Origin of the sequence: Enterobacter sp. KB-221C9 (assembly GCF_041320715.1) — a bacterium.
In the GTDB taxonomy this organism is placed as follows: Bacteria; Pseudomonadota; Gammaproteobacteria; order Enterobacterales; family Enterobacteriaceae; genus Enterobacter; species Enterobacter asburiae_D.
Genome location: NZ_JBGIWG010000003.1, coordinates 136,487 through 162,031, shown reverse-complemented (window position 1 = coordinate 162,031; position 25,545 = coordinate 136,487). Strand labels below are relative to the sequence as shown.

Genomic DNA, 25,545 nt, shown 5'->3' with positions numbered 1-25,545 from the left:
TGTACCCGTACGCGCTAGCATGAACCTTTCCATTCATGGAGCGCGTATGGGTCTGTTTAATCGTATAAAAGCATCGTTTCGCGCCCTCTTTCCTCGCCGTTACGCCTGGCCTGGTCTGGATATCTCTCTTCCCGGCGGGCAACACCTGCACCTGGTCGGCAGCATCCATATGGGTACGCAGGATATGTCTCCCCTGCCGCCCGGCCTGATAAAACTGCTGAAACGCGCCGACGCGCTGGTCGTTGAGGCGGACATCTCTGGTCAGGAGTCACCGTTTGCCGGGCTCGAGAGCGATCTCCCCCTGGCGGAACGTCTGGATGATGCCCAGCTTGCGGAACTGACGCGCGTCGCGGATGAAACCGGCGTGTCGCTCTCCATGATTGACACCCTGCCGCTCTGGCAAATTGCGATGGTGCTGCAGGCCACGCAGGCGCAGCGTCTGGGGCTGCGCGGTGACTACGGCATTGATTACCAGCTGCTGAACGCGGCAAGGGCGCGCAGCCTGCCCATCATCGAGCTGGAAGGGACGGACAGCCAGATTGCGCTTCTGCGTCAGCTTCCCGACGACGGCCTGATGCTGCTGGATGATACGTTGACCCACTGGCATACCAACGCCCGCCTGCTGCAGACCATGATTGGCTGGTGGCTGGATGCGCCGCCTGAAGACGGTAAGCTGGCGTTACCGTCAACGTTCAGCGAATCGCTGTACGATGTTCTGATGAACGCGCGCAACAAAGCCTGGCGGCAGACGCTGCATGCGTTACCTGCCGGGCATTACGTGGTGGCGGTTGGGGCGTTACATTTGTACGGAGAAGGGAATTTGCCGTCACTGCTGAAATAAAAAAATGGCCAATATTTCTATTGGCCCGTCAAAGAGGAATTTCATCGTTTTTATTATGCCGAAGGAGACCTTCGGTTGAGCCGATTGTCGCTCAAAGTGACCATCACTGCCAATACTATTGCGCAAGATGGTGCTATTTTTTAGACAAACGTCAGGCGTATGCTGTTGGCATGATTTGTCTGTCGTAAGAAGGATAGCTATGACTCCCGCCGTTAAATTACTCGAAAAAAACAACATTTCTTTCCGGATCCACACTTACGATCACGATCCGAATGAGACTAACTTTGGTGATGAAGTGGTGCGCAAGCTGGGTCTGAACGCGGACCAGGTTTATAAAACGCTGCTGGTAGCGGTGAACGGTGATATGAAACACCTCGCCGTTGCGGTTACCCCGGTGGCGGGACAGCTGGATCTGAAGAAAGTCGCCAAAGCGCTGGGCGCGAAGAAGGTGGATATGGCCGATCCGATGGTGGCGCAACGCACCACGGGCTACCTGGTGGGCGGCATCAGCCCGCTCGGGCAGAAAAAACGCCTGCCGACGCTGATCGATGCGCCTTCACAGGAGTTTGACACCATCTTTATATCCGGCGGCAAACGCGGGCTGGATATCGAGCTGGCGGCGGGCGATCTGGCGAAAATGCTGGACGCGAAATTTGCGGATATTGCGCGCCGGGAGTAAAAGAAAAAGCCGGGTGGCGGCTACGCCTTACCCGGCCTACATTTTGCACCCGTAGGCCCGGTAAGCGCAGCGCCACCGGGCAACACACCCGCACTACTGCCAGCTCACCTCACCCTTCGGCTCGTACGCATTCACGTCAATCGGCGAATTCTGCTCGATGAACTGCTTCAGCACCTCCGCATCGATAAAGCCGGTATTCACATATCCCGGTTTATTATCAATATGCGGATAGCCGTCGCCGCCGGTGGCGTTGAAGCTTAAGGTCGCCAGACGGTACGTTTTAGCCGGATCAACCGGTTCGCCTTTGATCTTCAGATCGTTAAGCTTGCCGTCTTTCGCGACGAAGCTGACGTTAGCAAACTGCGGATAGGCCCCGGAATCCGGCTTCATCTGCGCCACGGCGGTCAGGTAGTCAATCACCTCTTTCCCGCTCATATCCGCATAGACCACCACGTTGCCGAACGGCTGCACCTTCAGGACGTCTTTATAGGTGATGTTTCCACCTTCGATAGAGTCACGAATGCCGCCGCCGCTCATCACGCCGAAGTCAGCGCCGGTGCGCGCCATTTGCGCCGCCAGCACCAGGTGGCCCATGTTGGTCTGCACGAAGCGAACTTTACTGCGGTCCCCCTCCAGACGACCGTTCAGCGTGCCGATTTTCACGTCCAGCTGCGCCTTGCCTTTGCTCTGGAACGGCGTCAGCAGGGAGAGCATCTGCTGGTTCTCAGCAATCTCTGGCGTGTAGAGTACGCGCTCACTTTTCCCGTCCGGGTAGGTGACTTTCTTCTTCAGGTTAACCGGGATGAGCTGATAGTGAACCAGCTTCATCTCGCCGTTACGGAACTCGAAATCCGCCCGGCCCACGTATTTTCCCCACTCGTGCGCCTGCACTATCCAGATACGGTTCTGACGGTCCGGCGCGCACGGCGTGCCCGGCACGTAGTCCACCTGCTTTTTGTTCTCCGAAGCCATACATACCGGGTCCTGTGAGTGACCACCCACAATCATTGCCAGCGAGCCCGCAGGCAGGCTGCGCGCCATCTCCACGTCGCCGGGAGCATTGGAGCCGTGCTCACCGTTGTCGTAGTGCCCCATGTGCGTGGTGGCGATAATCACGTCCGGCTTTTCGTTTTGCTGCAGCTCCTGAATCACCAGCTTCGCTTCGTCTGCCGGTTTGCGGAATTCGATATCGGTAAAGAACTCGGGGTTACCAATTTTCGCCGTATCGTCGGTGGTTAAGCCGATGACCGCGATCTTCAGATCCTGACGCTTAAACAGCGCCCACGGCTTAAACAGGCGTTCGCCGGTGCTTTTCTGGTAAATATTGGCGGAGAGGAAGGGGAATTTGGCCCATTTTTCCTGCTGACGCAGCACGGTGAGCGGATTATCAAACTCATGGTTACCCACGGCCATCGCGTCGTAGCCAATCAGGTTCATACCGCGAAAATCAGGTTCCGCGTCCTGCAAATCGGATTCCGGCACGCCGGTATTGATATCGCCCCCCGACAGCAGCAGCACGCTGCCACCCTGGGCCGCAACCTCTTTACGAATGCCGTCCACCAGCGTTTTTTGTGCCGACAGGCCATATTCGCCGTATTCACTGCGCCAGAAATGACCGTGGTGATCGTTGGTATGCAGAATGGTGATTTTATAGGTTTTGTCTTTTTCATACGCCTGCGCGGGCAGGCTTACCAGGCCCCATGCGGCGATGAGCGCCAGCGCGACGCCCCGCTTCATTAACTTCATCTTCTCTCTCCCTGACCAATAGACAAAGGCAAAAATTACAGTGACTAACAAGAATAGACAAATAAGTTTTCAGAATTGCGACTTTCTTCAAATGTCCCGGGCGGGTATGTTAGTCGGATAATAATTACACCCTGCATCTCTAATAACTAAAGACGTGGTACTTCTCTCTATGGCAATCAGTGAATCAACCCAGCCCGTTCCGGGCGCGCCGGCGTCGCGCACCTCCTTTAAAGTCTTAGGCGCAATCAGCCTCTCACACCTGCTCAACGATATGATCCAGTCGTTGATTCTGGCCATTTATCCGCTGCTGCAGTCCGAGTTCTCACTCACCTTCGTGCAGATCGGGATGATCACCCTGACCTTCCAGCTGGCTTCCTCACTGCTGCAGCCGGTGGTGGGCTACTGGACGGATAAATACCCGATGCCGTGGTCGCTGCCGATTGGCATGTGCTTTACCTTAAGCGGGCTGGTGCTGCTGGCCATGGCGGGGAGTTTTGAAGCGGTGTTGGTTGCCGCCGCGCTGGTGGGCACAGGATCGTCCGTCTTCCATCCGGAGTCCTCGCGCGTGGCGCGTATGGCTTCAGGGGGGCGTCACGGGCTTGCGCAGTCTCTCTTCCAGGTGGGCGGTAACTTTGGTAGCTCTCTCGGCCCGCTGCTGGCCGCGGTGGTTATTGCCCCTTATGGTAAAGGCAACGTGGCATGGTTTGTGCTGGCCGCGCTGCTGGCGATTATCGTGCTGGCGCAGATCAGCCGCTGGTATGCCGCTCAGCATCGCGTGAATAAAGGGAAACCTAAAGCGAAGGTTATCAATCCCCTGCCGCGCAATAAGGTTATCCTGGCCGTCTCTGTGCTGCTGGTGCTGATTTTCTCGAAATACTTCTATATGGCGAGCATCAGCAGCTATTACACCTTTTATCTGATGCAAAAATTCGGATTATCGGTACAGAACGCGCAGATCCACCTGTTTGCCTTCCTGTTCGCCGTAGCGGCAGGTACGGTCATTGGCGGGCCTGTGGGGGATAAGATTGGGCGTAAATATGTCATTTGGGGCTCTATCCTCGGCGTGGCGCCGTTTACCCTTATTTTGCCGTACGCGAGCCTTGAATGGACGGGGATTTTAACCGTGATTATTGGTTTTATCCTCGCTTCCGCGTTTTCCGCCATTCTGGTTTATGCCCAGGAGCTGCTGCCTGGCCGTATCGGTATGGTGTCCGGACTCTTTTTCGGTTTCGCCTTCGGCATGGGAGGGCTTGGCGCAGCGGTGTTAGGGATGGTTGCGGATCACACCAGCATCTTCCTGGTTTATAAAATCTGCGCTTTCCTGCCGCTTCTTGGGATGTTAACCATATTCCTGCCTGATAACCGTCATAAAGCCTAAATTACGGGTAGCCAAAGTTTTACTTTGGCTACCTGATACCCTGATGCCATAAGGGTTTCTTCTTCATCCCCTCGCTGAATTTATCAAAATGCGCTTTTTTACGTGCATATTGCTGTTTTATTCAAACTTCAACAATTATTCATAAACATAAGGGTAAAAATTGTCATAAACTATTACTCGGTTTTTTGGTTTTTCGCCAAAAAGGAACACCCACAACGAAAGGAGACGGAATGCACCACGCCACACCGCTTATCACCACCATTGTTGGTGGACTTGTGCTCGCTTTTATCCTCGGCATGATTGCCAATAAACTGCGTATTTCTCCTCTTGTCGGCTATCTGTTAGCGGGTGTACTGGCGGGACCGTTTACGCCAGGCTTCGTGGCGGATACCAAACTGGCCCCTGAGCTGGCGGAATTGGGCGTGATTCTGCTGATGTTCGGCGTCGGCCTGCACTTCTCCCTGAAGGATTTGATGGCGGTAAAGTCGATTGCCATACCGGGAGCGATCGCCCAGATAGGGGTGGCGACGCTGCTGGGGATGGCGCTTTCAGCGGTGCTGGGCTGGTCGTTAATGACCGGTATCGTTTTTGGGCTGTGTCTCTCAACCGCCAGTACCGTGGTGCTGCTGCGCGCGCTTGAAGAGAGACAGCTGATAGACAGCCAGCGCGGGCAAATCGCGATAGGCTGGCTGATTGTTGAAGATCTGGTGATGGTGCTGACGCTGGTCCTGCTGCCTGCCGTCGCCGGGATGATGGAAAAAGACAACGTCGGCTTTGCCTCGCTGGCGCTGGATATGGGTATTACCATCGGTAAGGTTGTGGCGTTTATCGCCATCATGATGCTGGTAGGCCGCCGTCTGGTACCGTGGATCATGTCCCGCAGCGCGGCGACCGGCTCACGCGAGCTGTTCACCCTCTCCGTGCTGGCGCTGGCGCTGGGTATCGCGTTTGGTGCCGTAGAGCTGTTTGATGTCTCCTTTGCCCTGGGCGCGTTCTTCGCCGGGATGGTGCTGAACGAATCCGAGTTGAGCCACCGCGCGGCGCACGACACCCTGCCGCTGCGCGACGCCTTCGCCGTGCTGTTCTTCGTCTCCGTCGGGATGCTGTTTGACCCGATGGTTCTGATTCACCAGCCGCTGGCCGTGCTGGGCACGCTGGCGATCATCATCTTTGGTAAGTCGCTCGCCGCCTTCTTCCTGGTGCGGATGTTTGGCCACTCTCCGCGCACGGCGCTAACCATCGCCGCCAGCCTGGCACAAATTGGTGAGTTCGCCTTTATTCTGGCCGGTCTGGGCATGGCCCTGAACCTGCTGCCGCAGGCGGGGCAAAACCTGGTGCTGGCGGGGGCGATTCTGTCGATTATGCTGAACCCGGTGCTGTTTGCCCTGTTGGAAAAATACCTCGATAAAACCGAAACGCTGGAAGAACAGACGCTCGAAGAGGCCATCGAAGAAGAGAAGCAGATCCCGGTGGATATTTGCAATCACGCCCTGCTGGTCGGCTTTGGCCGCGTGGGCAGCCTGCTCGGTGAGAAGCTGATGGCGCAGGGCATTCCGCTGGTGGTGATTGAGACCTCACGCACCCGCGTCGACGAGCTGCGCGAGCGCGGTATTCGTGCGGTGCTGGGCAATGCGGCTAACGAAGAGATCATGAATCTGGCGCACCTGGACTGCGCGCGCTGGCTGCTGCTGACCATCCCTAACGGCTATGAAGCGGGTGAGATTGTGGCTTCGGCGCGCGAGAAGTGCCCAACGATTGAGATTATCGCCCGGGCGCATTATGACGACGAGGTGGAGTACATTACCGAGCGCGGTGCGAATAAGGTGGTAATGGGCGAGCGCGAGATTGCGAATACGATGCTGACGCTGCTGGAGAAACCGCCGGTTGAAGAGGCGGTGACGGGTTAATTTAGTGCGGCCTGATGCCCTCACCCTAACCCTCTCCCACAGGGAGAGGGAATAAACACTAAAAACGGCAACCTGGGTTGCCGTTTTGCTTTTACCTGTCCCAGTACGCCTCTTCGAGGCTGTCTTCCCGTTCCGGCAGGCCACGCGTTAAGCGCGGTGAGTGCTGGTTCAGCACCTGATAGCTCACGCGGTTCGCGTATTTACACACCTGCGCCAGCGACGAATAGGTCAGCCAGCTGAACTTGTGCTTGCTGGAGTTCGGCACGTTGGTTTTGTGGTAGGCGTTAGCGGTGATGTCGTGCAGCAGCGCGGCCAGCGCGCCGTCGCCCGCACCGTTGGTGTTCATGATCTTCTCCGGTCCGCCCATATATGGCGCGATATGAGAATAGATACGCAGCGGATTCACGCAATCTTTGTAACGCATGCCGCGGCTGAACTCGTACTGGTTGAACTCGGCAATCGCACCGGGCAGCAGCGGGTGCTGGGTTTTGCGTTTGCTCTCTTCTTCCGTGAAGCCGGCCATATACAGCCCAACCGGGCCAGCGGTGCAGAGCACCAGATCCACCCAGTCCAGCGCTTTGTCAGACGCCAGCAGCGGATCGCTTTCGCCGGTCAGCGCTTCGGCCTCTTCTTCGTTCATCGCCAGAATCGAGACGTGCTCTTTCAGGAAGGCCTGCCACCACTCCGGGTTATCGGCGATAACGAATTTCGTGCCCAGCGTCAGAACGACCGGCACGTTGTATTTCTTCGCGTACTCAATCGCCTTCATGGTCGCTTCCGGCATGGGCTCGCCCGGCTTACAGCGCACCAGGTAGGAGGTTAGCACCAGCGCAGAGGCGCCCGCGATCACCTCTTCAGGAATACTCTCGGCGCGCAGCTTGTTCATATGACCCGGACTGATGGCAAAAGTACGCTCGCCGGACTCACCGATCAGCGTAAAGCAGCGGCCAATCGGCCCGTCAACGCCCTGCAGGTAGTTCAGATCGGTACGGCTGGAGGTGTTGCAGAGATAGCGGTAGGCGTAGCCACCGATTTCGATATTGCTGCACATCACGCCGAGCAGCACCGAACGGTCGTCTGCCAGCACGGAGTAGTTGTGCATGGTATTGCCGATGGTGCCACCGGCGAACTGATGGGTAATCAGGTTTTCGCGCACCAGCTCCTGATACAGCGCTTCGGCAACGTCATCCTCAATCACAAGCGAATGCCCGGCGCTCAGACCGTAACGCGCAACAAACGCATCATCCACTTTGGCTTCAATATCTACCAGCGTCTGATCGATACCCACGACCCATGCCGCGCTGGTTTCGTTTTCTGGCTGGATTTGCTGCAGGAGCGGATCGCGAGCGTTAACGGGGAAGTAGTGTTTGGATTTGCGTTTACCGGGAAATTTCATGGTCTGAACTGTACGAAGAATATGGGCCGGGAATGTTAGCACAAACCCGGCCCGGAGTGCGATCAGCGGCTGTTCGTTACCAGCGAGACCATCATGTCGATATGTTCAGGCGAGTCGTTAAGCGCCGGAATGTACTCGTACTTTTCGCCGCCAGCCTCAAGGAAAAATTCCCGGTTTTGCACCGCGATCTCCTCCAGCGTTTCCAGACAGTCGGCCGAGAAGCCCGGCGACATCACCTGAATGTGCTTCACGCCCTTCTCACCGAGCATTTTGAGGGTTTCATCGGTGTACGGCGTCAGCCACGGCTCGCGGCCGAAGCGCGACTGGAAGGTCATCATCACCTTCTCCGGCGGCAGGCCAAGGGCGGAGACCAGCTCGCGCGTGGTATCGCGGCAGCGCTGCGGATAATCATCCCCTTCATTGGCGAAACGCTGCGGGATCCCGTGATAGGAAAGCAGCAGCAGATCCGGCTCGCCGTGCTTTTCAAACGACGCGCGCGCGCTGTTGGCAAGCGCCTGGATGTAGAGATCGTTATCCGCGTAGTCGCGAATAAAGGTCACGCCCGGAATGCGGCGGCGGGTCGCCAGAATACGGGCCAGCTCGTCCCAGACGGCGGCCACCGTCGAGCAGGAGTATTGCGGGTAGAGCGCCAGCACGACGATATGGTCCACGCCCTGCGCCAGCAGGGATTCCACCGCGCTTTTCAGGGACGGTTTTCCGTAGCTCATGCCGAGCGCAACGGGCATATCCGGCAGGCGGGCAGCCAGCGCTTTTTCCTGACGACGGCTGTAAACCATCAGCGGCGAGCCCTCTTCCATCCAGACGGACTGATAGAGTTTGGCGACGCGCGGAGAACGAATCGGCAGAATGACGCCACGCAGCAGCGGCCACCACAGCAGTCTCGGGAAATCCACGACGCGCGTGTCGCTTAAAAATTGTCGCAGGTAGCGTTTTACCGCGTCTGATGTAGGTGCTTCTGGAGTACCCAGATTGGCAAGCAGGATGCCGGTTTTCGCCTGACTCATTCACGCCTCTTAACCATTTGATAGGTTGTCAATTGTAGCGGAAATGCGTTTAAACGAAACCCATTGCTGTAATAGGTAAGATGAGAATATTTCTCACCCGGGAGCCCGGGTGAGAGGCGCGCGATTAGCCGAGGATTTTTTCCAGCTCTGCACGTACGTCAGCCACGGCTTTGGTGCCGTCAACTTTCGCGTATTTGGTGTTACCCGCCTGCGCTTCTTTGGTGTAGTAGCCGATCAGCGGCGCGGTCATCTGATGGTATTCCACCAGGCGTTTACGCACGGTCTCTTCCTGATCGTCTTTACGGGTGGTCAGCTCTTCGCCGGTCACGTCGTCTTTGCCTTCAACCTTAGGTGGGTTGAATTTGATGTGGTAAACGCGGCCAGAAGCAGCGTGTACGCGACGGCCAACGATACGGTCAACGATCAGCTCGTCCGGTACGTCGAACTCCAGAACGTAGTCCACGTTGATGCCCGCTTCTTTCATGGCGTCAGCCTGAGGAATGGTGCGTGGGAAGCCGTCCAGCAGGAAACCGTTACGGCAGTCTTCCTGAGCAATGCGCTCTTTGACCAGAGCAATTACCAGCTCGTCGGTCACCAGCTTGCCTGCGTCCATGATGTCTTTCGCTTGTTTACCCAGCTCGGAGCCAGATTTAACAGCGGCGCGCAGCATGTCACCGGTGGAGATTTGCGGAATACCGTATTTCTCCATGATGAACTGAGCCTGAGTTCCTTTACCCGCGCCCGGAGCGCCAAGCAGAATAATACGCATTGCGAAAATCCCCTCAAAAGTCGTTTCAATTTTTCAAAAGCGCTAAACAATACCACCAGAACGGGCATCGCTCAAGGAAGGCGGGAAGGCTGAAACGGTTAACGGGGGGAGATTATTTGGGTTAGTGCGGTTGATTCCCCCTCACCCTAACCCTCTCCCCAAAGGGGAGAGGGAATTTGAACACCCTCTCCCCTTTGGGGAGAGGGCAGGGTGAGGGGCAGGTGTTTAGTTACGCCAGCAGCAGCGCATTCACACGTTTAATGAACAGGTTAGGATCTTCCAGCGTGCCGCGCTCGGCCAGCAGGGACTGATCCAGCAGCAGTTCAACCCACTCGGCAAAGCGGGCGTCGTCCTGGGTGTCTGCCGCACGTTTCACCAGCGGGTGATCCGGATTAAGCTCAAAGATATATTTCACTTCCGGCATCGCCTGGCCCGCCGCCGCGAACAGCTTCGCCATCTGGGTGCCCATTTCATCGGCATCGGTGGTGACAATAGCCGGAGTATCGGTCAGACGGTGCGTGAAGCGCACCTCTTTCACGCGATCGCCCAGCAGGGTTTTCACGCGCTCAACGAACGGCTCCAGCGCCTTCTCGGCTTCTTTCGCGCTTTCGTCCACTTCATCCGCCAGCTTGTCGATGGACTCGTCGGCTTTGGCAACGGACTGGAAGGATTTACCGTCGAACTCGGTCAGGTAGTTCATCATCCACTCGTCGATGCGGTCAGAAAGCAGCAGCACTTCGATGCCTTTCTTACGCAGCAGCTCCAGGTGCGGGCTGCTCTTCGCCGCCGCGTAGCTGTCGGCGGTGATGTAGTAGATCTTCTCCTGCCCTTCTTTCATGCGGGAGACGTACTCTTCCAGCGACACGGTCTGCGCGGAGGAGTCGGTATGCGTAGAGGCGAAGCGCAGCAGTTTGGCGATCGTTTCAACGTTCGCGGTGTCTTCCGCCGGGCCTTCTTTCAGCACCAGGCCGAACTGTTTCCAGAAGGTCTGATATTTTTCCGCATCGTCTTTCGCCAGTTTTTCCAGCATCTGCAGCGCACGTTTGGTCAGGGCGTTGCGCAGGTTACGGGTGACGGTGCTGTCCTGCAGAATTTCACGCGAGACGTTGAGCGGCAGATCGTTGGAATCTATCAGACCGCGTACAAAGCGCAGGTAGTTCGGCATGAACTGCTCGGCGTCGTCCATGATGAAGACGCGCTGCACGTACAGCTTCAGGCCGTGCTTGTGATCGCGGTTCCACATGTCCCACGGCGCCTGCGCCGGGATGTACAGCAGGCTGGTGTACTCCTGCTTCCCTTCCACGCGGTTGTGGCTCCAGGTCAGCGGGTCGGTAAAGTCGTGGGCGATATGCTTGTAGAACTCGTTGTATTCGTCGTCTTTAATTTCAGACTTGTTGCGCGTCCACAGCGCCTGCGCCTTGTTGATCTTCTCCCAGGAAACCACGGTTTCGCCGTCTTTCTCTTCCTGTTTTTCAATCTCAACCGGCAGGGCGATGTGATCGGAATATTTACTGATGATGGAGCGCACGCGCCAGTCGTTCAGGAAATCGTCTTCCCCTTCGCGCAGGTGCAGGGTGATTTCGGTACCGCGATCCGCCTTGGTGATGTCACCAACGGTGTATTCGCCTTCACCTTTAGATTCCCACAGCACGCCGTTTTCGGCGCTGTCGCCTGCCGCACGGGTACGGACGGTGACTTTGTCGGCCACGATAAACGCCGAGTAGAAGCCCACGCCGAACTGGCCGATCAGCTGGCTGTCTTTCGCCTGGTCAGAGCCCATGGACTCAAGGAACGCTTTGGTGCCGGATTTGGCGATGGTGCCGAGGTGGTCGATCACCTCGTCGCGGTTCATCCCAATGCCGTTATCGGCGATGGTCAGGGTGCGGTTCTCTTTATTGAACGAGACGCGCACGCGCAGCTCGCCGTCGCCTTCGTACAGGTCCGGGTTAGACAGCGCGCGGAAGCGCAGCTTGTCCGCCGCGTCCGAGGCGTTGGAAATCAGCTCACGCAGGAAAATTTCTTTGTTGGAATACAGGGAATGGATCATCAGGTGCAGAAGCTGTTTTACTTCTGACTGGAAACCACGGGTTTCTTGTCCTTTCATCTAAGTCGACCTCAACAATGCCATTTAATGGGGTTGTAAAACGTTGAGTGAGAGATGGGGATAAGGGGGGGAATTTTCAAGCGGAGGCCGCGCGCGCAGCCTCCGTTTGGTCAGAAAATAATCTTGTGACGCCCGGCCAGAGAGTGTGACAGCGTGGTGCCGTCCACCATTTCCAGCTCGCCGCCCACCGGCACGCCGTGGGCGATGCGGCTGGCGTCAACGCCGTACTGCGAGCACAGTTCGGCGATGTAGTTGGCGGTTGCCTCCCCTTCCACCGTCGGGTTGGTGGCGAGGATCACCTCTTTGATGGTTTCGGACTCAAGACGCTGTTCAAGGCGGTCAAGACCGATATCATCCGGGCCAATACCGTCCAGCGGGGAGAGATGCCCCATCAGCACGAAGTAGCGGCCGGAAAACTGCCCGGTTTGCTCAATGGCGTAGATGTCCGCCGGACTCTCCACCACGCAAATCTGACCGTTTTCCTGACGACGCGGGTTCGTACAGATGTTACACACGTCCTGCTCGGTAAAGGTGCGGCAATCCGCACAGTGACCTATTTCTGACATGGCGCGGGTTAAAGCCTGCGCCAGGCGCATCCCGCCGCTGCGGTCGCGCTGCAATAGCGTAAACGCCATGCGCTGCGCCGACTTCGGGCCAACGCCCGGCAGGCAGCGCAGTGCTTCCATTAACTGCGTGAGCAGCGGACTGGTTTGCATCAGAATGGCATCTTGAAGCCAGGCGGCAGCTGCATACCGCTGGAAACAGAGGCCATTTTCTCTTTCTGAGTTTCGTCGATACGGCGAGCGGCATCGTTAAACGCGGCTGCAACCAGATCTTCCAGCATCTCTTTGTCGTCTTCGAGCAGGCTCGGGTCGATTTCCACGCGACGGCAGTTGTGCGCACCGTTGATGGTCACTTTGACCAGACCGGCACCGGACTCACCCGTGACTTCCAGCTGAGCGATCTCTTCCTGCATCTTCTGCATTTTTTCCTGCATCTGCTGAGCCTGCTTCATCAGGCCACCCAGACCGCCTTTTCCACCAAACATAGGCTTCTCTCTTTTTCACGTTTAAGGATTACAACCGTAAGTCAGACTCACGATCAAATGGGGCGAATACTCTCTTCATCCAGATCGGCGTCGAAGAACCGGCGCAGGGTCTGAATGTTGTTATCCGCAATAATCGCCTCGCGCGCCTGCGCGAGCTTTTCTTCATAAATGGCCTGGCGCCACTCGAGCGGCGTTTTCACTGCCGGATTATCATCTTCAATGATAGTCAATTCAACCGGCGCGCCCTGTAATGCGGCGAGCGCCTCGGCCAGCGCCTTTTGCGCGCCAGGGGAATTGAGGTGCCGCTGACCCGGACGCAGGTGTAAACGCACCTGATTGCCGTCCTGCTCTTTCCAGGCGTTCAGCGCGACCTGTTCGACCAGCTTCGGCAGCTGGAGTTTGCTGACCTCGGCGGCCCAGGCGTCGCGCGCAATGGACTCTTCGGCAAGCTTCGCGGAAAGCTCCGGCGTTTTCTCATGCTCCAGCGCCTTTTTCAGCGCTTTCGGCGTGGCGACCTCTTCCTTCACCTGTTCGGTGATGGTGGTTGCCTTCCAGCGGTAAGCCTCTTCTTTCACCGGGGCTTTCTGCTCAAGCGCGGACGGCGCAGGACGCGACTGTACGCGCTCCGTTACCGAGGCCAGTCGTTCAAGCGCGGCGTTGTTCACCGGCCGCGCTCTTCCTGGCGCTGCCGGTTCACTCTTTTTTGGTTTGGTTACTCCCTGCGCACGCTGCAGCTGGCTGCGTGCGGCAAGCACCGAACTGGTGGCATCCGACAGCGGCACGTTTTGCTGCGGCGGCGGTGTCGGCTGCGGTGGCACCTGCTGCGGCGACATCACCGCCGTAGGGGCGACCGGCGCGAAAGACTGCCGCGGCACTTCAGGCTCCGGCAACGGCATGCGCGGGTGGAACGCCAGCGCGCGCAGCAGCGTCATTTCAACGCCCATCCGGGGGTCCGGCGCGAACGGTAACTCTTTGCGGCCAATCAGCAGCGTCTGGTAATACAGCTGCACGTCGGCAGGCGGCACGGTGCGGGCAAGTTCACGCATCCGCTGTTCAATAGCGGCCATATCCGCACCGATGGCAGACGGAGAAAGCTGCAGCATCGCCACGCGGTGCAGCAGGCTGAGCATCTCAACCAGCAGCCCTTCCCATTCAATACCCCGGGCAGCGGCGGCATTCACCTGCGACATCACGCGTTCGCCGTTGGCGGCAATCATCGCTTCGATAAGCGACAGCGCCTGATCGTCATCCAGCGTGCCGAGCATGGTGCTGACCGCCTCGGTGGAGAGCTTGCCGTCACCGCTGGCAATCGCCTGGTCGGTCAGGCTTAGCGCATCACGTAGGCTGCCGTCCGCCGCGCGGGCCAGCAGCTGCAGGGCGCGCGGCTCGTGAACGATCTTCTCTTCATCAAGAATGTGCTCAAGCTGCGCGCGGATCTGCTCAACGTCCAGCGCCTTCAGATGGAACTGCAGGCAGCGCGACAGGATCGTGACCGGCAGCTTTTGCGGATCGGTGGTCGCCAGCAGAAACTTCACGTGCGCGGGCGGCTCTTCCAGCGTTTTCAGCAGGGCGTTAAAGCTGTGGCGCGACAGCATGTGCACTTCATCGATCAGGTAGACCTTGAAGCGGCCGCGCGCCGGGGCGTACTGCACGTTATCGAGCAGATCGCGGGTATCTTCCACTTTGGTGCGCGAGGCGGCGTCGATCTCGATCAGATCGACAAAACGCCCCTGCTCGATCTCCCGGCAGTTATCACACACGCCGCACGGCGTGGCGGTGATCCCGGTTTCGCAGTTAAGACCTTTTGCCAGCAAACGGGCAATAGAGGTCTTACCGACGCCGCGGGTGCCGGAGAAAAGATAGGCGTGATGGATGCGACCTAGCGACAAGCCGTTCGCCAGGGCCGTCAGCACATGTTCCTGACCGACAACGTCAGCAAAGGTTTGTGGTCGCCATTTACGGGCTAACACCTGATAACTCATGGGCAGGCTCTGCAACGCTGGAAGGTGAATTTATGGAGGGGAATGCTATCACAACCTCACCCATTGAGCGAGGTTGTGAAAACCGGGATTAATGACCCGGGAAAGGCACCAGGCTGTAGCTGGTGATGCCCTGTTTTTCCAGGCGCTGTTCACCGCCGAGATCGAACAGGTTGATGATGAATGCCGCGTCGGTCACTTCACCACCCAGACGACGGATCAGCTTCACGGTCGCTTCAATGGTACCGCCGGTTGCCAGCAGGTCGTCGACCACCAGCACTTTGTCGCCAGGCTTGATCGCATCAACGTGGATCTCCAGCTGATCGGTGCCGTACTCCAGCTCGTAGCTCTCAGCAATGGTTTCACGCGGCAGTTTGCGCGGCTTACGCACCGGCACAAAACCCACGCCCATTGCCAGCGCAACCGGTGCGCCAAACAGGAAGCCACGGGCTTCGGTACCTACTACTTTGGTGATCCCGGCGTTTTTATAACGCTCGACCAGCAGTTCAATGCTGAGCGCGTACGCTTTCGGGTCTTCCAGCAAGCTGGTGACATCACGGAAAAGAATGCCAGGCTTTGGATAGTCCTGGATGCTTTTGATGCTGTTTTTCAGATATTCAAGCTGCTGTGCAGTTGCGGTCATCGGTTTTGCCTAAATGAAACAGTGTTACTCACAGCGCGCAACGAGTCGGCCAAGGCAACAATTGTTTAACCTTTGACCAGGCGCACCTGTGCTCGAAAACGGTCGAATTTACTGGCTGCGCGTGATAATTGCAACAGCCATGATGAGGCTTCAGTGCTTTTGTTGCTTTTCATCAACCACGGGGATCCGCCACATAAAGAAAAGCAGGCAGGTCAGGATCGCCAGCAGCAGAATGCGTACCCACATCATTTTCACCAGCCATAATGAAATAGCGAAGGTGATGAGGATCACCGCGATCGCGCGCGGCTTCGCGCCGGGCGGCATGGCCCGGTGTTTTTGCCAGTGCCGCAGATAGCCGCCAAACCATGAGCGGTAGAGCAGCCAGTGGTGAAAACGCGGCGACGAGCGGGCGAAGCACCAGGCCGCCAGCAGGATAAACGGCGTGGTCGGCAGTAAGGGTAAAAACACACCCAGCGTGCCAAGCACTACCGCGAGCCAGCCAATGATGATTAAAATAGTACGCTTCATAATGCGAATCGTTATCAAACTGAACGGCTACTTTACCACTGGAGAGCGCCTTGAAAACAGCACTGCTTCTTGAGAGGCTGCAAAATCAGCTGATTGCCCTGCGGGAGCAGGCTACACCGCTAATGGGGCACGCCACGCTGAAGCCGCGCTTTGACCGACAGCTTTTTCGTACCCGCAGCACCGTCATTCAGGATTACCTGGCGGAAGCGCAGACAAACCTCGACGAGCTTCGCCATGCGGTTGAGAGTGAACAGCAGGAACAGGTGGCGTGGCTTGCGGAGCATCTCACTGAGCAGATCACCGCTCTGCATCGCGAAATCACCGCCTGGCCGCTGCGCGCCTGGGACAGCGCCTCGCCGGGACTCGGTAAATGGCAGCGCAAGCGGCTGGAGAACCAGGAGTTTGAGCGCCGGCTGTTTGAGATGAAGCGCGAACGCGAAGTGCGGCTGAACAACAGCGAAACGCTGGAAGAGCAGCAGCTATTGATGCGCGAGATTAGCGCGCTGGAAGGACGCATCGTTCGCTGCCGTCAGGCGCGGGATGAGATTGAGCGCGTCATTGAACGTTTGACCCGTTAACAGGAGCCACACCCATGTCACTGGAAAATGCACCCGATGAGGTCAAGCTGGCCGTCGATTTGATTATGCTGCTGGAGAATCATGATATCCCCGCCGAAACGGTGCTTAAGGCACTGGAGATTGTGCGGCGGGATTTTGAGGGGAAATTACCCTCACCCCGGCCCTCTCCCTGAGGGAGAGGGAGAAAATCGTTCCCTCGCCCCTGAGGGCAGAGGGAAAATAGATTATGCAGGAGTCGGATCGTCACCCTTAATGTCGCGCTTCACTTCCGTATGCTCATCACCTTTCTCGTTACGCAGGTGAACCTCAAGCTGGTTGAAGGCGATATTAATATCGTTTTCACGACACAGGCGATCGATAGAGCGGTTAAGCTCATCCACCGTGTAGCTGCGGTCGCGCAGCTCGCGCACGTATAAACGCAGCTCGTGATCCAGCGTACTCGGCCCAAAGGTGGTGAAGAAGACCGCCGGAGCCGGATCGTGCATCACTTTCGGATGTTCTGACGCCGCCTTGAGCAGCACCTCTTTCACCTTCTCCAGATCCGATCCATAGGCGACGCCCAGGCGGATTACCACGCGCGTCACCGTATCGGAAAGCGACCAGTTGATCAGACGCTCGGTCACGAACGCTTTGTTCGGGATGATCACCTCTTTGCGATCGAAGTCGGTGATGGTGGTGGCACGAATACGGATCTTGCTGACCGTACCGGAGAAGGTGCCGATGGTAACCGTATCGCCGATTCGTACCGGCCGTTCGAACAGGATGATCAGGCCGGACACAAAGTTACCGAAGATCTCCTGCAGGCCAAAACCAAGACCGACCGAGAGGGCGGCCGCCAGCCACTGCAGTTTATCCCACGAGACGCCAAGCGAGCCAAAGACCGTCATCGCCCCAACAATAATGATCACGTAGTTGAGGATCGTGGTAATGGCGTAGGACGCCCCCTGGCGAAGATTCAGACGTGACAGGAGCAGCACTTCGAGCAGGCCCGGCAGGTTGCGAATCAACGCCCAGGCCACCACCGACGACACCAGCGCAAACAGCAGGCTGCCCATGGTCACGCTTTTCATGACCGCAGCGCCCGCTTCGGTACCGTTGTATTGCCAGAGGGTAATACTGTCGAGATAGGCGAAAACGGTAATAAGATCGGACCAGATCGCCCAGAACATCACCGCAAACAGGGCGATCATTACCAGCATGGTAATACGCAGCGTCTGCTGGTTAACCTGCTCCAGCGCGATGGTCGGCTCTTCCTGCGGCTCCGCGCCTTCGGCCCCCTCTTTCACCTGATGCTGACGACGCGCAATGGCACGACGATAGGCGATGCGGCGGGCCGCCACGCTCAGGCCGCGCAGCACGGTCTGATAGAGCAGGTTCCAGACGATCACCAGATAGACCGTTTCAATCCAGCGTCCGGACAGGCGCAGGGTGGTATAGAAGTAGCCCGTTGCCGTCAGCACCATCAGCGCCAGCGGAATGATCGCCAGCACCGTCACGGTGGCCAGGCGAATATTGTGGGACTCTTTATCACGCCAGCTGTCGCGGCACATCGGCCACATCAGGATCGCAATCAGCAGCAGGTTCAGCAGGATGACCAGCTGGCCCAGCACGTCATCCATCAGATGCAGCGGGGAAAGCTCAGAGACAACCGACCAGAAGTGCAGCGGCAGAAGCGCCAGGCTGATGCGCACAATCTGACGACGCCAGTGGCTGGTCAGCTGCGCAGGCATGTTGAAATGACGCACCGCCACGCCGTCTTTTTCCAGCACCTTCCAGCACACGCCAAACACCAGCCAGAACAGCGCCAGTTTTTTACTGAACGCCCACAGCAGATCGCTGACGTTGAGCTGCATGGTAAGCAGAATCAGGCCCACGGCCAGAATAATCAGGCACACCGGCAGGGCGCGGATGAGATCGATCAGAATCGCTTTTGGCGTATGGAGCTGGCTATCGTTGCGCAGCTGCCCCACTTCGGACGCCAGCTTCGCCTGGTATTTTTTCAGCCAGCCCAGACGCCAGCGGATCAGGCCGGCAATCAGCAGCAGCGGTAATCCCGCCAGCAAGGCAATTGTCACCGCAGGCCAGGCTTTCTCCCAGTTCACGGTGATCTTCATGCTCTTGATCTGCGTTTTCAGCGTCTCCGGGAAGGATTTAATCCAGTCCCAGTCCATCGGCTTGTTGCTGTTCACCCAGAAAATCTGCTGGGTCAGGATCTCCTGCAGGCTTTTCGAGACGCTCACCAGCTGCTGCTGGTTGATTTGCAGGTTAATGGCCATCATCAGCTGGTTACCCAGCTGTTTGTTGAGCTGGTCCAGCAGCTCGCGACGCATATCGACGACCTGGAGCAGCGCGTCGTGCACTTCCGGGTTCACGTCGCTGGAATGCCCCTCTTCAATTTTGGCGACAAAGGTATCGCTCTGGAAAAGGGCATCGCGCTGCTGGTTGACGTCAAACTGTTCCAGACGTAAATCCGCGATGCGGTTGGTCATGTCCTCCAGCTCATCGGCGGACGGGAGCGTCTGCTGCTGCTGGTAAAGAATACGCGACAGCAGGAGGCTGCCTTTCAGAACCGCGATCTGCTCTTTGATGTTGCGCTCGGCCTGCAGCGCGCGATCCAGCCAGTTCTTCACTTTGATATTTTGCTGAACCAGCGAGTTACCGTTTTCCGTCGCCAGTATCAGGCGCTGGCTAAGCTGGTGGTTGGCCTCGAGCTCCTGTTTCACCAGCGGATTCGCCTGAATACGGGCGGTTTCGTCAGGGGAGACGGCCTCCTGAGCGGTTTTTTCCGTCAGGGTCAGGCGCTTGCTGTTTACCGCCTCCTGCAACAGCTGAAGCTGGTGTTCCAGGCGATTAATATTCGCGGTGACGTAATCACGCTGTTTCTGAAGCGTATCCTGCAGCACCGTATTCCCTTCCAGGCTTTTACGCTGCTGTTCAATCTGCGCGTTGAGCAAGGTCTGCTGAACCAGCAGCAGGGTTTGCTGCGTTGGGCGCAGCGTGCCCTCTCCCACCGTCGTGCCGTTCAGGCGGTTGCGGATCTGCTGCAGCTGCTGAGACGCGGAGTACATCGCGTTTTGCACGCGTTCCGGCTGGGTCTGCAAGGAGACAAGCTGGCTGTTATAGGTGGCGAGGTCGGACTGCGCGGTTTGCAGGTCGTCGAGCAGTTGCGCGACGCGCGACTCCAGCTGGCGTAAAGAGAGCGTTGAGAGCGTCTTGCGCGTTTCGGTATCGTTATCGACGTCGCTCAGGGCGTTCAGCGATTCCGTCGCTTTGCGCATATTTTCAGGGGCCTGCGCCACCTTCTGACGAAGCTGGGCGGTTTCTGCTTTGACGCGTTCAATTTTATCCAGCGTTTCCAGCGTTTCCGTCAGATCCTGCTGGATGAGCTTATCCTGAGGAGAGAGCTCTTTTTGTTTGTTCAGCGTGTCGAGCTGCGACTGAACATCGCCGCGCGAGGGAATATCGTTGCTGTTATCGGCGCGGGCCCAGGTCAGCGGCGCCGTGGCGAAGAAAAACAGCATCGCAAAGAGCAATGCAAAAACAGGATGTTGCGAGCGATTGATGGGCAGCATAGTTGTGAATGATGTCAGAAGATGACCGAAAATAGTCCGGCGTGAAGAATATCACGCTCGTCAGATGCAGAATAGCGCGAACGTTATCCTCTGAGATAAATCCTGGAAGGGATCAGGCCGTTAGCGAAGGCGCGTCGCCGCGCAGCGTGGGGCAGAGCTGTAGCATTTCCAGTAAAATCGCCACGTAGCTGCGGGCTTCCTCCTTGAGGTCAAAGGATTGCGGCGCAAAAAGCCAGTTTTCCATCAGACCTGAAATGTAGCCGCGCATCAGGATAGCCGCCCGGCGAGTTAAGAGGTTGGCCGGTAACAGCTTTGACTGCATACACAGGTTCAGGTTCTGTTCAATACGGTCATAGCTCTCGAGGCTGAGGCTGCGCTGCGCCTGCTGAACGATCGCCATTTCGCCCACGAACTCGCATTTATGATAAATTATTTCCATCATTAATCTGCGACGTTCTTCAACTACCGTCGCTTCAAGGATATATACTAATATTTCTCTCAATACTGAGAGTGGATCGTCAGGGAATTTTGCCCGATACTCACTCTCGAGATCGCTAATGCTGGACTCTGAAAGCTCCCAGATTTCACTGAACAGATCTGACTTGTCTTTAAAATGCCAGTAAATCGCTCCCCGTGTCACACCGGCAGCCTGAGCAATTTGTGCCAGCGAGGTGGATGAAACACCCTGCTGAGAGAACAAACGTATTGCCACATCCAGTATGTGTTGTCGGGTTTCCAGCGCTTGTTGTTTAGTTTTTCGTGCCATAGGTGGGTGAATTTACAGGAGTCAGATTTACATACATTTGTGAATGTATGTACCATAGCATGACGATAATATAAACGCAGCAATGGGTTTTAGACTCAGGACCCTTGATCAATTTGAAATCGGACACTCGAGGTTTACATATGAACAAAAACAGAGGGTTAACGCCTCTGGCGGTCGTTCTGATGCTCTCAGGCAGCTTAGCGCTTACAGGATGTGACGACAAACCAGCTCAACAAGGAGCTCAGCAGGCGCCAGAAGTAGGCGTCGTGACGCTCAAATCTGAACCTCTACAAATCACCACCGAATTACCAGGCCGTACAAATGCTTACCGCATTGCGGAAGTGCGTCCTCAGGTTAGCGGCATTATCCTGAAGCGTAACTTCACCGAAGGTGGTGATGTGAAAGCCGGTGAGTCTCTGTATCAGATTGATCCAGCAACCTATCAGGCATCCTATGAAAGCGCGAAAGGCGACCTGGCAAAAGCGCAAGCCGCCGCCAAAATCGCCCAGCTGACGCTGAACCGCTACCAAAAACTGCTCGGCACTAAGTACATCAGCCAACAGGATTACGATACCGCCCTGGCAGATGCACAGCAGGCTAACGCAGCCGTGGTGGCAGCCAAAGCGGCTGTCGAAACCGCGCGCATTAACCTGGCCTATACCAAAGTGACCTCCCCTATCAGCGGTCGTATTGGTAAGTCTTCCGTCACGGAAGGGGCGCTGGTGCAGAACGGTCAGACCACTGCGCTGGCGACCGTGCAGCAGCTCGATCCGATCTACGTTGACGTGACGCAGTCCAGCAATGATTTCCTGCGCCTGAAACAGGAGCTGGCTAACGGCACCCTGAAGCAGGAAAACGGCAAAGCCAAAGTGGAGCTGATTACCAACGACGGTATCAAGTTCCCGCAGGAAGGTACGCTGGAATTCTCTGACGTGACGGTCGACCAGACCACCGGTTCCATCACCTTACGTGCGATTTTCCCGAACCCTGACAAAAATCTGCTGCCAGGTATGTTCGTTCGCGCACGTCTGGAAGAAGGAACGAATCCAACCGCACTTCTGGTTCCACAGCAGGGTGTGACCCGTACGCCACGCGGCGATGCGAGCGCGCTGGTTGTTGGGGCTGATGACAAAGTCGAAACGCGCAATATCACCGCCACCCAGGCGATTGGCGATAAATGGCTGGTGACGGAAGGTCTGAAAGATGGCGATCGCGTGATTGTTACTGGTTTGCAAAAAGTTCGTCCTGGCGCGCAGGTTAAAGCACAGGAAGTGAAATCTGACGATAAACAACAAGCTTCGGCCGCTGGCCAGTCAGAACAAACCAAGTCTTAACTTAAACAGGAGCCGTTAAGACATGCCTAATTTCTTTATCGATCGCCCCATATTTGCGTGGGTGATCGCCATTATCATCATGCTGGCCGGGGGACTTGCGATCCTGAAGCTGCCTGTCGCGCAATATCCAACGATTGCGCCACCGGCGGTGACAATTTCCGCAACCTACCCGGGGGCTGATGCAAAAACGGTGCAGGACACCGTCACCCAGGTTATCGAACAGAACATGAACGGTATCGATAACCTGATGTACATGTCCTCAAACAGTGACTCCACCGGTACAGTGCAGATCACCCTGACCTTCCAGTCAGGTACCGATGCTGACATTGCGCAGGTTCAGGTGCAGAACAAACTGCAGCTGGCAATGCCTTTGCTGCCGCAGGAAGTACAACAGCAGGGTGTGAGCGTCGAGAAATCGTCCAGTAGCTTCCTGATGGTTGTCGGCGTTATCAACACCAACGGCACCATGACGCAGGAGGATATTTCCGACTACGTGGGCGCCAACATGAAGGACGCCATCAGTCGTACTTCCGGTGTGGGTGACGTGCAGCTGTTCGGTTCCCAGTACGCGATGCGTATCTGGATGGATCCGAACAAGCTGAACAACTTCCAGCTGACCCCGGTTGACGTGATCAGCGCGATTAAAGCGCAGAACGCCCAGGTAGCGGCCGGTCAGTTAGGCGGTACACCGCCGGTGAAAGGCCAGCAGCTTAACGCCTCGATCATCGCGCAGACCCGTCTGACCTCTGCCGATGAGTTCAGCAAAATTCTGCTGAAAGTGAATCAGGACGGTTCGCAGGTTCGCCTGCGCGACGTGGCGAAAGTGGAGCTGGGCGGTGAGAACTACGACATCATCGCGAAGTTCAACGGCAAGCCGGCTTCCGGTCTGGGTATCAAACTGGCGACAGGCGCTAACGCCCTGGACACCGCTACGGCGATCCGCGCAGAGCTGAAGAAGATGGAACCGTTCTTCCCGTCAGGTCTGAAAATCGTTTACCCGTACGACACCACGCCGTTCGTAAAAATCTCGATTCACGAAGTGGTTAAGACGCTGGTTGAGGCGATCATCCTGGTCTTCCTGGTGATGTACCTGTTCCTGCAAAACTTCCGCGCGACGCTTATCCCAACGATTGCCGTGCCGGTTGTTCTGCTCGGGACCTTTGCGATCCTGTCGATATTTGGCTACTCGATAAACACCCTGACGATGTTCGGGATGGTGCTCGCCATCGGCCTGCTGGTGGATGACGCCATCGTGGTCGTGGAGAACGTCGAGCGCGTCATGGCGGAAGAAGGACTGCCGCCGAAGGAAGCGACCCGTAAATCAATGGGCCAGATTCAGGGCGCGCTGGTCGGTATCGCGATGGTGCTGTCTGCGGTATTTATCCCGATGGCCTTCTTCGGGGGCTCTACCGGTGCGATTTACCGTCAGTTCTCAATTACCATCGTTTCCGCGATGGCGCTGTCGGTGCTGGTGGCGTTGATCCTGACCCCTGCCCTGTGTGCCACCATGCTGAAGCCAATTCAGAAAGGCGGTCACGGCGAGCATAAAGGGTTCTTCGGCTGGTTTAACCGCATGTTTGATAAGAGCACGCACCACTACACCGACAGCGTGGGTAACATCCTGCGCAGCACCGGTCGTTACCTGCTGCTCTATATCATCATCGTGGTGGGCATGGCTTTCCTGTTCGTTCGTCTGCCAAGCTCGTTCCTGCCAGATGAAGACCAGGGCGTGTTCCTGACGATGGCACAGCTTCCGGCGGGTGCCTCGCAAGAGCGTACCCAGAAAGTACTGGATGAAGTGACGGACTACTATCTCACCAAAGAGAAAGACAACGTTGAATCCGTGTTTGCGGTTAACGGCTTTGGCTTTGCGGGTCGTGGTCAGAACACCGGTATTGCCTTCGTTTCTCTGAAAGACTGGTCTGAACGTCCGGGCGAAAAGAACAAGGTTGAAGCCATCACCGGCCGTGCAATGGGCACCTTCTCGCAGATTAAAGATGCGATGGTCTTCGCCTTTAACCTGCCAGCGATTGTTGAACTGGGTACCGCGACCGGCTTCGACTTCCAGCTGATTGACCAGGGCGGCCTGGGCCACGAGAAACTGACGCAGGCGCGTAACCAGCTGTTTGGTGAAGTCGCTAAGCACCCTGACCTGCTGGTCGGCGTGCGTCCAAACGGCCTGGAAGATACGCCGCAGTACAAGATCGATATCGACCAGGAGAAAGCTCAGGCGCTGGGCGTATCCATCAGTGACATCAACACCACGCTGGGCGCAGCCTGGGGCGGTAGCTACGTTAACGACTTCATCGACCGCGGTCGCGTGAAGAAAGTGTACGTGATGTCAGAGGCGCAGTACCGTATGTTGCCGAACGATATCAACAACTGGTTCGTGCGCGGCAGCAATGGTCAGATGGTTCCGTTCTCGGCGTTCTCAACGTCGCGCTGGGAATACGGTTCACCGCGTCTGGAACGCTATAACGGTCTGCCGTCTATGGAGATCCTGGGTCAGGCAGCGCCGGGCCGAAGCACCGGTGAAGCCATGAACCTGATGGAAGAGCTGGCAAGCAAACTGCCTGCGGGTATCGGCTATGACTGGACCGGTATGTCCTATCAGGAACGTCTGTCCGGTAACCAGGCCCCTGCTCTGTACGCCATTTCACTGATTGTGGTCTTCCTGTGTCTGGCGGCACTGTACGAGAGCTGGTCGATTCCGTTCTCCGTTATGCTGGTGGTTCCACTCGGGGTTATCGGTGCGCTGCTTGCGGCAACGTTCCGTGGACTGACCAACGACGTTTACTTCCAGGTAGGCCTGCTGACAACCATTGGCTTGTCGGCGAAGAACGCGATACTTATCGTTGAATTCGCCAAAGATCTAATGGAGAAAGAAGGCAAAGGCCTTATTGAGGCGACGCTTGAGGCGGTTCGTATGCGTCTGCGCCCAATCCTGATGACGTCACTGGCGTTTATCCTCGGCGTACTGCCGCTGGTTATCAGCTCCGGTGCAGGCTCCGGCGCGCAGAACGCAGTAGGTACAGGTGTAATGGGCGGTATGGTTACCGCGACCGTACTGGCTATCTTCTTCGTACCGGTGTTCTTCGTGGTGGTTCGCCGCCGCTTTAGCCGAAAGAATGAAGATGTTGAACACAGTCATTCGGTAGAACCTCACTGATACCGGTTTCACATGATAAAAAGGCCGCATTAGCGGCCTTTTTCATTTTCAGAAAAAATCATAAATTACGCTTATTGTGGTTC

The 25,545-nt window shown here is 56.8% G+C and carries 19 protein-coding genes, 1 pseudogene and 1 other annotated feature; of the genes and pseudogenes, 8 read left to right on the top strand and 12 right to left on the bottom strand.

All coding sequences use genetic code 11. The features are described from left to right. Nucleotides 1-46 precede the first annotated feature (46 nt). Entirely contained in the window at nucleotides 47-841 is a 795-nt protein-coding gene (locus tag AB8846_RS04865; protein WP_370732190.1) for a TraB/GumN family protein, read from the top strand. Between the two features lie 199 nt (nucleotides 842-1,040). After that, nucleotides 1,041-1,520: a Cys-tRNA(Pro)/Cys-tRNA(Cys) deacylase YbaK gene (gene ybaK, locus AB8846_RS04860; RefSeq protein ID WP_045909742.1), complete on the top strand. Its 480-nt coding sequence runs from the start codon at nucleotides 1,041-1,043 to the stop codon at nucleotides 1,518-1,520. Between the two features lie 93 nt (nucleotides 1,521-1,613). Here the strand turns inward: ybaK and ushA are convergent, their stop codons facing one another. Then, nucleotides 1,614-3,266, bottom strand: coding sequence for a bifunctional UDP-sugar hydrolase/5'-nucleotidase UshA (gene ushA, locus AB8846_RS04855; RefSeq protein ID WP_370732189.1), 1,653 nt, complete (start codon nucleotides 3,264-3,266; stop codon nucleotides 1,614-1,616). Nucleotides 3,267-3,435: 169 nt separating this feature from the next. Between ushA and AB8846_RS04850 the strand changes: the two genes are divergently transcribed. Further along, a complete protein-coding gene (locus AB8846_RS04850) occupies nucleotides 3,436-4,644 on the top strand; it encodes an MFS transporter (protein ID WP_370732188.1) in 1,209 nt (402 codons plus the stop codon). 230 nt (nucleotides 4,645-4,874) lie between these two features. Continuing rightward, nucleotides 4,875-6,551 (top strand): YbaL family putative K(+) efflux transporter, encoded by a 1,677-nt coding sequence (gene ybaL / locus AB8846_RS04845; protein ID WP_121425566.1) that lies wholly within the window; start codon nucleotides 4,875-4,877, stop codon nucleotides 6,549-6,551. 91 nt (nucleotides 6,552-6,642) lie between these two features. On the opposite strand, the gene AB8846_RS04840 is transcribed toward ybaL, so the two are convergent. The 9 genes from AB8846_RS04840 to AB8846_RS04800 form a co-directional block, all read right to left on the bottom strand. Continuing rightward, nucleotides 6,643-7,947: an inosine/guanosine kinase gene (locus AB8846_RS04840; RefSeq protein WP_063145536.1), complete on the bottom strand. Its 1,305-nt coding sequence runs from the start codon at nucleotides 7,945-7,947 to the stop codon at nucleotides 6,643-6,645. Between the two features lie 62 nt (nucleotides 7,948-8,009). Next, nucleotides 8,010-8,972, bottom strand: a complete 963-nt coding sequence (gene hemH / locus AB8846_RS04835; protein WP_029741031.1) for a ferrochelatase — start codon at nucleotides 8,970-8,972, stop codon at nucleotides 8,010-8,012. A 124-nt stretch (nucleotides 8,973-9,096) separates the two neighbouring features. Next, nucleotides 9,097-9,741, bottom strand: coding sequence for an adenylate kinase (gene adk / locus AB8846_RS04830; protein ID WP_006809841.1), 645 nt, complete (start codon nucleotides 9,739-9,741; stop codon nucleotides 9,097-9,099). A 229-nt stretch (nucleotides 9,742-9,970) separates the two neighbouring features. Next, nucleotides 9,971-11,845 carry a molecular chaperone HtpG gene (gene htpG, locus AB8846_RS04825; RefSeq protein WP_063145537.1) on the bottom strand — a complete coding sequence of 625 codons (1,875 nt, stop codon included), beginning with the start codon at nucleotides 11,843-11,845 and terminating at the stop codon, nucleotides 9,971-9,973. Between the two features lie 110 nt (nucleotides 11,846-11,955). After that, nucleotides 11,956-12,561: a recombination mediator RecR gene (recR, locus tag AB8846_RS04820; protein ID WP_008499298.1), complete on the bottom strand. Its 606-nt coding sequence runs from the start codon at nucleotides 12,559-12,561 to the stop codon at nucleotides 11,956-11,958. After that, nucleotides 12,561-12,893 carry a YbaB/EbfC family nucleoid-associated protein gene (locus AB8846_RS04815; protein WP_003858972.1) on the bottom strand — a complete coding sequence of 111 codons (333 nt, stop codon included), beginning with the start codon at nucleotides 12,891-12,893 and terminating at the stop codon, nucleotides 12,561-12,563. Before AB8846_RS04815 ends, recR begins: the two co-directional genes overlap by 1 nt. A 53-nt stretch (nucleotides 12,894-12,946) precedes the next feature. Further along, nucleotides 12,947-14,875, bottom strand: a complete 1,929-nt coding sequence (gene dnaX, locus AB8846_RS04810) for a DNA polymerase III subunit gamma/tau (RefSeq protein ID WP_063145538.1) — start codon at nucleotides 14,873-14,875, stop codon at nucleotides 12,947-12,949. Further along, nucleotides 13,553-13,617 (bottom strand) — a sequence feature (DnaX frameshifting element). (Overlaps the previous gene by 65 nt.) Before the next feature lie 88 nt (nucleotides 14,876-14,963). Next, a complete protein-coding gene (gene apt / locus AB8846_RS04805; RefSeq protein WP_000127359.1) occupies nucleotides 14,964-15,515 on the bottom strand; it encodes an adenine phosphoribosyltransferase in 552 nt (183 codons plus the stop codon). Nucleotides 15,516-15,665: 150 nt separating this feature from the next. Then, entirely contained in the window at nucleotides 15,666-16,043 is a 378-nt protein-coding gene (locus tag AB8846_RS04800) for a DUF454 family protein (RefSeq protein WP_024906851.1), read from the bottom strand. Between the two features lie 50 nt (nucleotides 16,044-16,093). Between AB8846_RS04800 and priC the strand changes: the two genes are divergently transcribed. Both priC and rsmS read left to right on the top strand, forming a co-directional pair. After that, entirely contained in the window at nucleotides 16,094-16,621 is a 528-nt protein-coding gene (gene priC / locus AB8846_RS04795; RefSeq protein ID WP_063145539.1) for a primosomal replication protein N'', read from the top strand. A 14-nt stretch (nucleotides 16,622-16,635) separates the two neighbouring features. Next, nucleotides 16,636-16,804: pseudogene (rsmS, locus tag AB8846_RS04790) on the top strand (pleiotropic regulatory protein RsmS); the annotation flags it as partial. 41 nt (nucleotides 16,805-16,845) lie between these two features. Here rsmS and mscK read toward each other — a convergent pair. After that, nucleotides 16,846-20,193, bottom strand: coding sequence for a mechanosensitive channel MscK (mscK, locus tag AB8846_RS04785; RefSeq protein ID WP_370732187.1), 3,348 nt, complete (start codon nucleotides 20,191-20,193; stop codon nucleotides 16,846-16,848). 112 nt (nucleotides 20,194-20,305) lie between these two features. After that, complete coding sequence (acrR, locus tag AB8846_RS04780) at nucleotides 20,306-20,959, bottom strand: multidrug efflux transporter transcriptional repressor AcrR (RefSeq protein WP_063145541.1); 654 nt, start codon at nucleotides 20,957-20,959, stop codon at nucleotides 20,306-20,308. A gap of 140 nt (nucleotides 20,960-21,099) precedes the next feature. On the opposite strand from acrR, the gene acrA reads away from it, so the two are divergent. Both acrA and acrB read left to right on the top strand, forming a co-directional pair. Beyond that, complete coding sequence (gene acrA / locus AB8846_RS04775) at nucleotides 21,100-22,293, top strand: multidrug efflux RND transporter periplasmic adaptor subunit AcrA (RefSeq protein ID WP_023310601.1); 1,194 nt, start codon at nucleotides 21,100-21,102, stop codon at nucleotides 22,291-22,293. A gap of 22 nt (nucleotides 22,294-22,315) precedes the next feature. After that, complete coding sequence (gene acrB, locus AB8846_RS04770) at nucleotides 22,316-25,462, top strand: multidrug efflux RND transporter permease subunit AcrB (RefSeq protein ID WP_063145542.1); 3,147 nt, start codon at nucleotides 22,316-22,318, stop codon at nucleotides 25,460-25,462. Nucleotides 25,463-25,545 lie beyond the last annotated feature (83 nt).